The sequence below is a fragment of the Nostoc sp. CCY 9925 genome, from assembly GCF_963920935.1.
Lineage (GTDB): Bacteria > Cyanobacteriota > Cyanobacteriia > Cyanobacteriales > Nostocaceae > Nostoc.
The window spans coordinates 1-12,361 of the sequence record NZ_CAWUDO010000036.1 but is presented as its reverse complement, the minus strand read 5'-3'; the positions used below and the strand labels follow the sequence as shown (position 1 = coordinate 12,361).

The 12,361-nt window shown below is 38.9% G+C and carries 10 protein-coding genes and 1 pseudogene; 7 read left to right on the top strand and 4 right to left on the bottom strand.

Annotation, left to right across the window (positions count from 1 at the left end):
• Window positions 1-2 precede the first annotated feature (2 nt).
• Window positions 3-440: a VapA/VapB family virulence-associated protein gene (locus ACM0OY_RS19000; protein WP_414570407.1), complete on the bottom strand. Its 438-nt coding sequence runs from the start codon at window positions 438-440 to the stop codon at window positions 3-5.
• A 254-nt stretch (window positions 441-694) separates the two neighbouring features.
• Here ACM0OY_RS19000 and ACM0OY_RS18995 point away from each other — a divergent pair, with 254 nt between their 5' ends.
• Window positions 695-1,504, top strand: a complete 810-nt coding sequence (locus ACM0OY_RS18995; RefSeq protein WP_414570406.1) for a Uma2 family endonuclease — start codon at window positions 695-697, stop codon at window positions 1,502-1,504.
• A gap of 86 nt (window positions 1,505-1,590) precedes the next feature.
• Here the strand turns inward: ACM0OY_RS18995 and ACM0OY_RS18990 are convergent, their stop codons facing one another.
• The gene (locus ACM0OY_RS18990) at window positions 1,591-2,916 is read right to left on the bottom strand and encodes an AAA-like domain-containing protein (RefSeq protein ID WP_414570405.1); all 1,326 of its coding nucleotides are present in this window, start codon (window positions 2,914-2,916) and stop codon (window positions 1,591-1,593) included.
• A 637-nt stretch (window positions 2,917-3,553) separates the two neighbouring features.
• Here ACM0OY_RS18990 and ACM0OY_RS18985 point away from each other — a divergent pair.
• Together ACM0OY_RS18985 and ACM0OY_RS18980 are read left to right on the top strand one after the other, a co-directional pair.
• Window positions 3,554-5,137 carry a mechanosensitive ion channel family protein gene (locus tag ACM0OY_RS18985; RefSeq protein WP_414570404.1) on the top strand — a complete coding sequence of 528 codons (1,584 nt, stop codon included), beginning with the start codon at window positions 3,554-3,556 and terminating at the stop codon, window positions 5,135-5,137.
• Window positions 5,138-5,244: 107 nt separating this feature from the next.
• Window positions 5,245-6,900, top strand: coding sequence for a mechanosensitive ion channel family protein (locus ACM0OY_RS18980; RefSeq protein WP_414570403.1), 1,656 nt, complete (start codon window positions 5,245-5,247; stop codon window positions 6,898-6,900).
• Between the two features lie 1,095 nt (window positions 6,901-7,995).
• Here ACM0OY_RS18980 and ACM0OY_RS18975 read toward each other — a convergent pair.
• Window positions 7,996-8,217 carry a DUF4327 family protein gene (locus ACM0OY_RS18975; protein WP_414570402.1) on the bottom strand — a complete coding sequence of 74 codons (222 nt, stop codon included), beginning with the start codon at window positions 8,215-8,217 and terminating at the stop codon, window positions 7,996-7,998.
• Window positions 8,218-8,952: 735 nt separating this feature from the next.
• Here ACM0OY_RS18975 and ACM0OY_RS18970 point away from each other — a divergent pair.
• From ACM0OY_RS18970 to ACM0OY_RS18960, 3 genes are all read left to right on the top strand, one after another.
• Entirely contained in the window at window positions 8,953-9,093 is a 141-nt protein-coding gene (locus ACM0OY_RS18970) for a hypothetical protein (protein WP_414570451.1), read from the top strand.
• Window positions 9,094-9,190: 97 nt separating this feature from the next.
• Complete coding sequence (locus ACM0OY_RS18965) at window positions 9,191-10,051, top strand: sulfurtransferase (RefSeq protein WP_414570401.1); 861 nt, start codon at window positions 9,191-9,193, stop codon at window positions 10,049-10,051.
• A gap of 90 nt (window positions 10,052-10,141) precedes the next feature.
• On the top strand, window positions 10,142-10,591 hold the full coding sequence (locus ACM0OY_RS18960; RefSeq protein WP_414570400.1) for a hydrogenase maturation protease: 450 nt from the start codon (window positions 10,142-10,144) through the stop codon (window positions 10,589-10,591).
• 160 nt (window positions 10,592-10,751) lie between these two features.
• On the opposite strand, the pseudogene ACM0OY_RS18955 reads toward ACM0OY_RS18960, so the two are convergent.
• Window positions 10,752-10,910: pseudogene (locus ACM0OY_RS18955) on the bottom strand (ATP-binding cassette domain-containing protein); the annotation flags it as partial.
• Window positions 10,911-11,276: 366 nt separating this feature from the next.
• On the opposite strand from ACM0OY_RS18955, the gene ACM0OY_RS18950 reads away from it, so the two are divergent.
• Complete coding sequence (locus tag ACM0OY_RS18950) at window positions 11,277-12,182, top strand: amino acid ABC transporter substrate-binding protein (protein WP_414570399.1); 906 nt, start codon at window positions 11,277-11,279, stop codon at window positions 12,180-12,182.
• Window positions 12,183-12,361 lie beyond the last annotated feature (179 nt).

The following is a 12,361-nucleotide window of genomic DNA, read 5'->3' as shown; positions in this document are numbered from 1 at the left end:
TCTTAAGACCAACTCCCCGATCCACCACCAATTCCTAAAACTGTCGAAATACCTCCAGATTGAAAATTTCCAAGCAAATTACTGTTGCTATCAAAGAAGTTAATGTTTAGGTAAACAGGCGTTGCATTGAATTGGAAACTAACGGTATTTGCATACAACCTATTCAGGTCGTCTGTATACACATCGCCAAAAAGTGCTCCACCACCAGCGCTTGACAAACCTCCAGCTTTACCATTAAAGGATTTCCCGTTATTAATATTCACCTGGAATTGCAAGTAAAAAATCAAGCTGGCAACATTTCCATTAGCACCATAGCTTGAAGTTGTACCTAATATAGATTTTACAGCAGCATCAATCTTGTCTTGGTCGAGTTTGTCATGTACAGAAACCAGAAAATCATGAGCAATAATTTCTTTGTTAACAGAAATTGTTGAAGTCATCTTTTTTCTCCTTTATTTGCAAAGATTCAGGTTTGCCCTTTCTTTCTACACTTTTAAGACGTTTCCAAAAAGAAATTTTTGAATTTTTCGAGTTAAAGGCATTTTTTTCTAACCCAATCCATCGCACAAAAAACCACCTCAAGCTAGAACCAATACTTGGGGTAGATATAGCGTCCCAGGCTTTTTCCCTTTGTGAGAACGCTATCAAGTACTATAGATATATTCGCTGCGGGCTACCCCACTGATGAACAGCCATGTCAGAAACCACCCTACCTGCACCCTTAATTGAAATTCCACCCACCCAAGCAGAACTCCCTTTTGATGATGGTGTCCCAATGGAAAGCGCACGGCACAAAGTCCAGATTGACTTGCTGATAGATGGCTTAATCCCTTGGCTGTCACACCGAGAAGATGGATTTGTCGGCGGCAATATGTTTGTCTACTACAGTCTGGCGCAGGTGCGAAACCAAGACTTTAGAGGGCCAGACTTTTTTGTGGTGTTGGGTGTCCCTCAAGGTGAACGCAAAAGTTGGGTGGTTTGGGAAGAAGGAAAAGCTCCGGATGTTGTGATTGAGTTGCTTTCCGAAAGTACAGCCGCCGCAGACAAAAATGAGAAAAAGCTGATTTATCAAAATCAAATGCGCGTGCCAGAATATTTCTGGTATGACCCGTTTAACCCAGATGATTGGGCGGGTTTTTCTATCCAACAGAGAGTTTACCAACCACTGGTTGTCAACGATCGCCATCAATTGGTGAGTGAATCCTTAGGGTTAGCCTTGCAGCGTTGGCAGGGAAATTACAAAGGAATTGATGCAACTTGGCTACGCTGGGCGACTTTGGAGGGAGAATTACTGCCAACACCAGAAGAACAGGAATACCAACGAGCCGAACAGGAACGCCAACGAGCCGAACAGGAACGCCAACGAGCGGACAGAGCAGAGTCGCAGTTATTACAAACAGCACGCAACTTATTGGCAGGTGGTATGACGGTGGAACAGGTAGTTAGCATCACAGGTCTGGATGCATCGGCGATCGCACCATTGCTCCCCACGTCTGAGATGTGAGAAAAATAGCATTACTTCAGTAAACGCGGACAACCCGAATTGATTTGAGCCATTCCTAATTTAAGAAAGTTTCAGATAATCACTTATTATTCAAAACTACCTAAGTTTGCTGACTCACAATACAAACGATACAATTCACAGGAAAAGTTAGCGCGATCGCACTCGAGTTTTACCAACCCAATACTTTCTAATTTATAAGCAAGTATAGATTCTAATTTTACACGTTCTTGTGCAGCAATTAACTTTTTAACCGCAGCACCCAATTCTGGCTCCTCCTGAAGTGCTGTTAACAGCCGTCGTAAATGGTCGTTATAAATTCCTGATTCCGTGGCTGCTTGTTGTAATAGGTGCTTTAAGGTCACTTTTTCCTGAGAAATATGATACAAAGCTAGGCGCACTAAATAGGGATGTCCCCCCACCATTGACATCAGTTGCTTGGCTTCTTTACCATCTCTCCAATCTAGCCCATGACGCTGTGCTAAATCCTGCACTTCCTGGATTGTAAATGAGGGCAACTTTAGCGGTAACCCAATATTAAATGGTGATTGGTTTAGCTTTAAAGGAATATAAATTTCTGTTGAATAAGCCACAAGCAAGCGGAGTTTTTGCCAAATTTCTGTTTGCTTGGCTTGTTCGTGCCAAGAACGCAACAAGGGCAAAAATTCTTGAGCAATTGCTGGATACTCAAATACTCGATTCACTTCGTTCAATGCCAAAACAAGGGGACAAGTAAGATGTCCTAGCAAATACCTTTGAAAATAGTTGGTGCAGCTAACTTTGCTGCCGATATCTTCATCCCAATATTCACTGAGTCTGGATTCTAGCTCTAACTTACTGCTAATGTTGGCACAAAACCAACGTAGAAATTTATCGAGGTTGCCAAATACTGTTGAGTCTGCTTGCTGAAAGTCCAAATTCACACTGCAATAACCAACAGATACAGCGTAATCAATAATCCGTAGCATGAGAGAGCTTTTCCCCATTTGGCTAGAGCCTTTGATGCGAATAACACATCCTGGCTCAGTAATTTCTCTATAAGCTAATTCCTCAATTGGCGAACGAGGGATATAAAAGCGGGAGGATAGCATTACTGGGCCACTGGGAAATTCTAGGGTAGGAGCGTTACTGCTGGTGTGTTTCTCGATCAATTGCTGGTAGGCTTTGGTGAGGGGACGTACCTCTAGGGTGTGGCGGAAGTTAGTTTTGCTAATCGGTTCTCCAAAAATTTTACTCAGTACATGCCACAACTGGGAAGCCACTTCTCTGATACTTTGTGCCCCATAGTGAACTTCGGCTGCCATGTAGTTGTAAGTTTTTCCCTCCCAGCACGAGCGCAACACTAATTCTTGCAGGGGTGTCAAAGGTTTTTTTTGGCTGAGTGATAGAACTTGTAGCACTTGATCGATGTTCATTTTCTGGATGTGTACGTCGCGTTTCACATTCATTGAGATCTAGACAACTCCGACAACCCAAAATGTAGTCAATGTTCGGCTATGTTCTGGAGTTAACAGTAGTATATTTTTTCAAAAACCTACAAAGCAAGTATTGACAATAATATTTCGATACTATGCGAGTAAAACATGCCTATTATATAGCAATTAGAGTACTTTTAATAGTAAGTACTGAGATAAACAAACAGGCTTGATGTTGTGTTTTTTATACAACTACGGAGGTTTTTCTATACATTGAGGATACAAAATGTAGGTAATTTTAGTAATTTAATAAATATTTTTACAGTAATTAAACAACAATTTTCTGTTTACTTAAGTTCCGATATCGTTCAAGAATAATCTTGATATAAAAATAATTAGTAATAAAATTTCCAAGCTTCTGCTTTGCTTTTTGCAGAAAAGATGTTGTCTTAGCGAACTGAGAATTGCAGACATTAAATATTTATTTGATGTCTAGGCAGAGCAAGGCTTATCTACATATATGAAATCAATAAAATTGAATTAAATATTAAAAGATTGACAAATTATGCGGATATGAAATAATTAACATCTATCCATTTTGATGTTGTCGAAAATTATTAAATTGTTATGCTCGAAAATGAACATATTCATTATTGCCGCTGAAGTTAGCCTGATAATCTTTATTTTCTTATTCATCAACTGGCTTGTAAGCAAAGCATTCAAGGTGTTTATTAAGTCCTCTATACTTAGGAGTGATGATAGGAGTATCAAAAAGCTACGACGCAATATCACAGGATTACTGTTACTTGCTTGTTTAGTATCGTCTATTTTGATTGTAGGTGCGAATGGTTATTTACTTTATCGTGGTGAAAATCTCCAAGAATACACACTAACCATAATTCGCCGTATTCCATCAGGATTTTGGATCGATATAGGAATTGGTATAGCTAAAAGTGTTAGCACATTGATTGTAGCGGCGATCGCACTGAAATTTGTCAATTATTGGCTGAAAGTAGCTAGCATTCGCGCCAAGAACTTAGAAAAAAATACTGCTGACGATAAAAGTATTGATGCTTTCTTCAACGCCCTCAATCAAAGAGTCACTGGCGGAATTTGGCTGTGGGCTGCAATCTTGTGTGCCGAGTTTTTGAAATTACCATCAGTAGTTTCGCAATATCTTTACATTGGACTGCGGATTTATTTAATTATTGCCGTTGGGTTGCTGATACTCAAAGCAGTGGCGGTGGTAGTTGATAGCCTAGATGCTCTGAGCATTAGATACTCTAGCCCTGATAACCTCCTGAGATTTTACGATCGCCTCCGACATCTGATACCTTTTTTAAAGCGGTGTCTAGAATTTGTAATTTATGTCTGCATGGCGACGTTGGTAATTCAGCAGGTGCAGTTAATCGCCAATGTCGCAGTTTTTGGCCAGCGAATTATCAAAATCATCGCCATTATCTTTGTTAGTCGTGCCTTGTTTGAGGTCATCTACTTATTTGTTGAAGAGGTGCTATTTAAAAACCAGAATCTCACTGAAATTCAAAGAAGTAGACGCCTGACCCTCGTTCCTCTGTTTCGTAGTTTCTTACAATATTTAATTTACTTCGGCGCGATTGTTTCTATTCTTTATACACTAGAAATCGATCCAACTCCCATACTTGCAGGTGCGGGTATTGTCGGTATAGCTGTAGGTTTAGGGGCACAAACGCTGATTAACGATATCGTCTGCGGCTTCTTTATTCTGTTTGAAAACTACTACTTGGTGGGTGACTATATCGAGGCTGGAAAAGCTGAAGATAGAGTTGTCGAAGGTATTGTCGAGGCAATAGAACTGAGAACCACCCGTGTGAGACATCCCAATGGTCAATTGCAGATTATTCAGAATGGGAATATTGGCTCAATTACTAATTATTCCAAACAATACATCTTTGCAGTAGTAGAAGTTGGTGTCCCTTATGATTCCAATTTAACTCAAGTCTACAAAGTGATTGAAGAGGTAGGACAGCAGTTAAAAGCAGATTACCCAGATGTATTGGAAAGCACACAGGTAGATGGGGTGGAAAGTCTTGGTGAGTCTAACTTGTTGCTGCGGACATTGACGAAAGTCAAGCCGGGAAAACATCTTCAAATCCAGCGCATTCTTCGCAAGATTTTTACAGATGCCCTAATGCGGGAAGCAATTGTCATTCCCGGCCGTGCTGAAAGTACAGAATGTTAATTTACTACTGTTTTTTGAATGCAAAAAATTCCAGAGTCATTCAACAATCCAAGTGACGCTTGGATAGCACCAGAGTTTTCAATTACAAGATTTGAGGCAAATAGCAAATGATTTATACCCTCATTGCCCAAGCGGCAGAATCTACATCAAAAGCACCCGTAGCGCCAGCACCGCCAACTTTACCAACAGGGGCACAAATCAGTGCTTTCTTATATACATTTGGCGCATCTGTAATTGTTTTCTTTGTCATCTACATATTACTCTTCTATATACTGCGATCGTTTTTGAGGCGTACAGAACAAGATACAACCCTATTAATTCTTGCAATTTCACAAATTCCGGCGATCGCAATTTTTTTGTTTGCGAGTCTCAAACTTTCACTGTACCAATTAGGTTCAGGAGGCATCATAGATTGGATTGAGCAAGGACTCACAGCCTTGCTAATTGCCGCTTTAACCTACTTGGTTAGTATGTTATTTACAGAAGCAGCAGTCGCCTACTTGAAAGACTACGCCCGTAAAACTGAAGCTGTCTGGGATGACGTATTAATTCCACTACTGCAAAACTTTATCCCAGTAATTACATATATAATTGGAATCTCTCTGTTTTTCAGCACCTTGGGAGTTGACTTAAGCGGAATCGGTTTAGCAATAGGTAGCATCACCGTAGTTTTGGGATTGGCAGTCAAAGATATTTTAAGTGATTTTTTCAGCGGGTTAGTATTGTTAGTTGATACACCCTTTAAATTTGGCGATGTCATCTCCATGCCAGATGGGTCAGTTGCAATTATCAAACAAATTGGTATCCGGGTGACCAAACTATATTTGATTAACGAGCATTGCGAAGTTTATGTACCAAACACATCGTTGGGTGGTCAAAATATAGTCAATCTCAGTCGTCCTACAACTCACTATGCTTATACAATTAAAGTGTCAGTCAGAGTTGATGCTGATGCAGTGGTAGCAACAAATATTCTGCAAGAAATTATCATCGGGCATCCAGATACATTAGGTGATATCAATGAAAAACTTGAATACTTGGACAATTTTGCTGCATTAAAAGAAGCAGAAGGCGATAAATTATCAAAGAAAGAAGCAGGACGACTGCGTTTATTAGTTGAAAAAGATGTCAACGATCAGTTGCAAAGGCTTGAACAGGCATTTGAATATTTGGCGCTCGAAATCAAACAGCTAGAAAAGGGGGGATTGAATGCAGAAGAACTGAGAAATATCCAGAAAAACTATCTAGAAATATTGAACATTGTCGGGCTGGTAGTCATTACAGAACGTAAAGGCAAACGACAGCGATCGCGCCTAGAAGAACAACAACAAACTGGAAAACAAACTTTGATTGGTTTAATTCGTGAATGGTATAAAACTTGGTTAAAAGACCCTGATTTAGTATTTGAAGACCAAAATACTTTACCGGATGAATGGGAACAAAAGATTGACCTGATGAAAATAAAACTGAATAAAATATTTCAGAAAATTTCTAATCCTGGAGTAGATGAAAGCAGACTAGATGACTACTCATTAAAATTTGTTGAATGGTTACATGACAGTTTTAAAGAGTCTAATACTGCCTGGAAAGAACCACAAGTTCAGCTAACTGATATCCAAGGTGCTGCGATGCAATTTTCTGTGAGATTCTACGTTGATAATATTCAATTAGAACACTGGCGGCGTGGTAACCGCGTCCAAAATGAGGTACGTCGAGAAATGGTACGGCGGTTAAGACAAGCTTATATTTACACACTAGGATGATGAAAGAGAGGTTATCAAATAACCTGATAGTATTTCTCGCTTTCGTCAGGTACAAAATCAGGGCAAACGCATCTAAATTACTCTTGATCACAACGAAGGTTAAAAACCAACGAAAAAATCAGGATTTCGCGCTTGATTATTTTTTAAGCCCCAAAGCGATCGCCTAAAATTTTCGCAATAAGCAAGAGTTAATGACATTAATTTTAGTTCTATTGAGAATAGACTTTGCTTGTTGACATGATGCGGCCGCCCTGGGTACAAAATAGGGTCGCCCCTACCTTGTACCTGATGTAATAGTTCCTCAAGTAAAATGCGATCGCTACTTCTCAAAACGATCGCATAATAATAGTGAGCTAGTTAGTAACTATATAGCTAACTAAAATATCAATTACCAAATAACAAACTAATACTATCCAAATACTTGAGCAACATAGTGAATAGTACGTAATTCGCTACCATGAGAATACCAATGAGTACGTGCGGTGTTTTAATCAATGTGATTTTCATAAGTTAAGTAAACTGAGGGTAAAAAAGTGGGTATCGTTTTCGCCACTTATGGCACTTGAATACCCTACAATTTGTAACTTTGCTATCTACTCATGAAATCAGTTGAAATACTGAAAAATTTTCTCATCCTCATTATTTAATTTAAGCAATCTACTGCTGGATAAGCCATTTGAACAACTGATTTTGAAAGAAGATCAGAGGGCATCTAGAGTATGAGCTAGTGTTGTAGTATGACTTAATTATTTAGAGTGAATAATAATGTTTTTAAGTTTCTTCCCGAAGCGGGGAGAGGGCCTCTTCAGAATCTTTTGTACTCTCTCTTGAGTTTCACACCTTTGGTTATAGGAAGATAATTTGAGGAACTTGTGAGGTTATGAAGTAAAGAGGCAATAGGCAATAGGCAAGAGAGTTATAGAAGATTACGGAATTTTTTCAGCCAATCAAATCGGATTTCTATACATAGCAGTTACAGCGCAGCATAGTTTAAAATATAAACCGATCGTAAAACGTTGACACTAATAGACTTTCTTTGCCTATTGCCTGTTGCCTGTTGCCTATTCCCTGCTATAGCTAGCGATCGCAATTTTATCAATCTTCGCTCCAATCTTCACGACCTAAGAGATCTATAATTTTGTCCCGAAGCAAAAATTCATTTTTTTCTAGCTCAAGTTCTACGCAAACCCAATCACGGCCGGGAATAAATTTACACAAAGTATAAATTGGCTCGTTACGACGAATTACTCCTTTTTTAACGAGTTCACGCGCTTCATCTTTGATAACTTGAATGTCATACTTAACAAGAGTATCCATAACAAAACCCCTCAATGTTAACTAGGCAGGTTGAGCCTAAGTATCAACACTTGGACTCTAATTTCACTTTATCGAAAGTATTTGAGGATTTTGTGAAGATTGTAAATTAAAGTTATACAGCAGTTTCACTTGACAACTTCCTCAAGCCGATGTGAGCGCGAATAAAACCTGATTAATACATGCCACGCTCCGTAAACAACATCATTGTATGCGTTGGCGCCAGCCCGCCGCAGGCATCAGCTTTTTTGCGATCGACAGCGAGAAACTTATTTCCCAGGCGAAACTATCAACATAGGACTTATACCAATTCTGTATGAAGATGCGCTAAACCATAAGTACAAGAAAGAAAAACGAACCGCAAAGGACTCATTCGCGCAGCGTCTCGTTAGAGAAGAACACAAAGAAAGAAGTTAAAAGGGTTTGGCGCAGCCTCGCAAAGAAATGGTATTACGCACTGTAAAAATTGGCTATTATGTGCATAACGATTGGTTCAGAACACGAGTTCGTTGGTTCACAAGACAAGAAGTAGGAGGCAGAAGAATTAGCGTCTTCTGCCTCACTGTTGAACCCTGTTTTAGCTACATCTTGAGGTTAAGTCAAAAATCTGAGGAACTTGTGAGGATTTAACTTAGGTATTAGGTATATCTCAAATTGTAGTTCAATCTCTGCGTTACCGCGTCCTCATCTATAATTTTATTTTAGAGAATTGGTATTACTTTCCTCACAAGTATAGTTATGAAAAAAGTAATCATCGATCCAGTTATTAGAATTAAAGGACATGCCAAAATTAGCATTTATCTCAACGATACAGGACAAGTGAGCGATGCTCGCTTTCATGTCACAAGATTAATTTTGCGGATTTCAAAAGTTCTCTAGTAACATTTAACATTCATGCTTCTGTGATTTGCATTTCAAAACGCAAATCTGTCGAGGGGGATAATGCCTAATGGTACAATAACAGAAGCATGAAAGCGTGAATACAAAACTCCTCATTTCACCTCAAGAACTCACGTCGCTGTTAGCAGAAAAGTCATCGCAGGCTGTCATTATCGATACGCGAAGTCAAGAAGACTATGCTATTTCTCATATTCCTCATTCCATAAATATTAGAGATTTCTTCACTTATCTTTTAGAGAATTCCTCCCCAGCAGGTTTAAAGGAATTGCAAGAGTATTTTGCAGAAATTATCAGTAGGGTAGGAATATCTGGTACAGAACAGTTAGTTGTTTATGAAGATACTTTAAATAAAGGTTACGGTCAATCTTGTCGAGCAGCGTTTTTACTAAAATATTTGGGTTGCGCTCAGGTATCAATTTTGCACGGAGGATATCAAGCATGGCTCAAGGCAGGATTACCTACTACCGATGAAGTACCGAAGCGTGAAAGCAGCATATTTAGATTGCATCCTAACGCTGATATAATGCTGACTACTGCCGAGATGTTGGAAGCAATTGACAACCCAGCAATTATTAAATTAGATGTGCGCGACAGTTCAGAATGGCTTGGGCTGAGTTCTTCTCCCTACACTCCTGATTTTTGTCCTCGCAAAGGTAGAATCCCTAACGCTGTATGGTTAGAATGGCATCGTCTGATGAATTCTGAATCGGAAATTCCCATGTTTCGATCGCCAGATGAAATTCGAGAAATTTGCCACTCACTAAGTATTACTTCTGATTCCACTGTATATATTTACTGCTTTAAAGGTTCAAGGGCTGCTAATACATTAATAGCCCTAGAACAGGCAGGAATTTCTGCTAGAAATTATTTTGGCTCTTGGAATGAATGGTCTCGTGATTTTTCTTTACCCATTGATAGCACAGTCATGAGCGTGTAAGCTTCAGAATAATTTGTGAATTTAACAGTTCTTCACAAGTTCTTCAAGTTTTTTCTATAACTTGAAGCTGGTGTTAGACAGCTAAAAATTATGAATTGCAATGTAATAGCTATTGGTTACGGTAATGAATTGCGTAGTGATGATGGCATTGGTCAACGAGTAGCTAAGGCGTTGCATCTATCTAACGTGCAATCTCTTGCTGTCCACCAACTCACCCCCGAACTTGCTCAAAATTTAGCCCATGCTGATTTGGCAATCTTTATTGATGCTTGTTTCGCCTGCCAAAGTTCTGAGATCCAAGTAGAACCACTTTCACCTGCATCTTTCAAGATTATTGCCGGACATATGGGCGATCCGCGATCGCTTTTAGCTCTGACTAAAGCAATTTACGGTTATTGCCCCCCAGCTTGGTGGATCAAAGTACCAGGAGTAAACTTTGAATTAGGGTACACTTTATCACCAACTGCTGAAACTGGAGTGGCGATCGCTTTACAAAAAATTACACAAATTGTAGACGAAACTTTGAGTGTACTTCTTTAAAATTTTCCTGAACGTTTACTTTCCACCATATAGAACTAGTATTTGATTTTTGAAATTACTCGTAGAGGCAGGGAACAGGCAATAGGCAATAGGCAATAGGCAATAGGCAAAAGGATTCTACAAGATTAAGTGTAATGAGTTTTTTTCAATACAATATGAGTCCTCTCTTAGATTTAAGGAGATTACAAATAATATCAATAGTGGTCGTTTTACCCGCTCCATTAACACCGAGTAAGCCATAAATTTCTCCTGAATCAATATGGAGATTTAATTTTTTTAAAACTTTTCTTAATTTATAAGACTCATGTAAATTTTGGATTGTTTACATATCAACAGTAATTCATAGTACTTGGTTCGAGATGATCAAAAAAGGTTTGGAATTGAATGGCTGATTTGACTCTCCCTAGAGTGACAAAAGAAAGCTCATGTAAAGAATAGTTACTAGATAAGCTTACTATGTACTCGATAGTGATAACTTCTTGAACTTAACATATACAGCAGATTGCAAGTAAGTGAGGTACAAAATTCAGGACTGATTTATCAAATATAAACAGTGTTTACCTCTTCCCTCCTGCCTCCTGCCTTCTGCCTCCTGCCTCAAAACCCGTAACTTTGTACTTCATGCAAATGAAAATTGCTGTAAATCAGATTTGATTTCTGAAAAAACGACCTACTTTTAAAGCTTATGTCTCAAAAAATTGCTATTCCTATTTTAAGTCTCATGTTTGCAATGCTTATGCCTAATGTGGTAGCTGCTGAAACTGTGATGCAAAAAGTAGCCAGAACAGGAGTATTAACAGCTGGTACTAGTAGAGATGCGCTACCTTTTGCTTATGTGGATAGTCAAGAAAAATTAAATGGCTATTCTGTAGATATGCTAACTCTAATTAAAGAGCAATTAGAAAAAAACCTCCGAAAAAAAATTAAACTGCAATTAGTTGGTCTTAGCCCCTCTGAGCGCATTCCTAAAATAGTCGCTCGACAAGTTGATATTGTGTGTGATGCTAGTAGTTTTACATGGGAGCGAGATAAAAAAGTAGACTTTTCTGTAAGTTACGGTGTAACTGGAACGCAATTATTAGTTAACAAAGGAAGTAATCTAGCTTCTCCTGAATCCCTGATTGATAAGCGAATTGGTGTGTTGCCTGGAACCACAAATGAGCAGGCGATCGCTCGCCTACAACCAAAAGCCAAACTGGTATATTTTAAAACTAGGACAGAGGGATACACAGCTTTACAAAAAGGTACTATTGATGCTTTCTCATCCGATAGCATTATTTTAGAGGGATGGCTGCAACAGCAAAAAAATCCAGATGCTTTTGCGATCGTACCCGATCGCCCTTATTCACAAGAAGGTATCGCTTGCATGGTGCCAGAAAATAACTCGAAATTCTTGGATACAGTCAACTATTCTCTAGTCAAGTTTATGCAAGGATTCGTCAATGGTAATGAGCGATATGTCGCTATTTTTGACCGTTCGTTTGGATCTCAAGGCACTGTAGTACTCAATCGTGATTTACGTGATTTGGTAGTGGAAACTATGAAATTGGTTATAGAATTTCGCGAAGAAATTCCCAAAAGCGAACTATAATATCGCCTCTGCTTGAATATTTATCATACAGGGAGCAGAGGGGCACAGGTAATATCAGGTCACAATTGAATTGTATCGAGTTACAATTCAATTGCATCGGGTGACAATTCAATTGCATCGAGTCACAATTCAATTGCATCGAGTCACAATTCAATTGCATCGAGTCACAATTCAATTGC

What these genes read in the sequence shown, in the direction of transcription:
- ACM0OY_RS19000 (WP_414570407.1), bottom strand. Translation starts at nt 440, where the DNA reads ATGACTTCAACAATTTCTGTTAACAAAGAAATTATTGCTCATGATTTT.
- ACM0OY_RS18995 (WP_414570406.1), top strand. Translation starts at nt 695, where the DNA reads ATGTCAGAAACCACCCTACCTGCACCCTTAATTGAAATTCCACCCACC.
- ACM0OY_RS18990 (WP_414570405.1), bottom strand. Translation starts at nt 2,916, where the DNA reads ATGAACATCGATCAAGTGCTACAAGTTCTATCACTCAGCCAAAAAAAA.
- ACM0OY_RS18985 (WP_414570404.1), top strand. Translation starts at nt 3,554, where the DNA reads ATGAACATATTCATTATTGCCGCTGAAGTTAGCCTGATAATCTTTATT.
- ACM0OY_RS18980 (WP_414570403.1), top strand. Translation starts at nt 5,245, where the DNA reads ATGATTTATACCCTCATTGCCCAAGCGGCAGAATCTACATCAAAAGCA.
- ACM0OY_RS18975 (WP_414570402.1), bottom strand. Translation starts at nt 8,217, where the DNA reads ATGGATACTCTTGTTAAGTATGACATTCAAGTTATCAAAGATGAAGCG.
- ACM0OY_RS18970 (WP_414570451.1), top strand. Translation starts at nt 8,953, where the DNA reads ATGAAAAAAGTAATCATCGATCCAGTTATTAGAATTAAAGGACATGCC.
- ACM0OY_RS18960 (WP_414570400.1), top strand. Translation starts at nt 10,142, where the DNA reads ATGAATTGCAATGTAATAGCTATTGGTTACGGTAATGAATTGCGTAGT.
- ACM0OY_RS18950 (WP_414570399.1), top strand. Translation starts at nt 11,277, where the DNA reads ATGTCTCAAAAAATTGCTATTCCTATTTTAAGTCTCATGTTTGCAATG.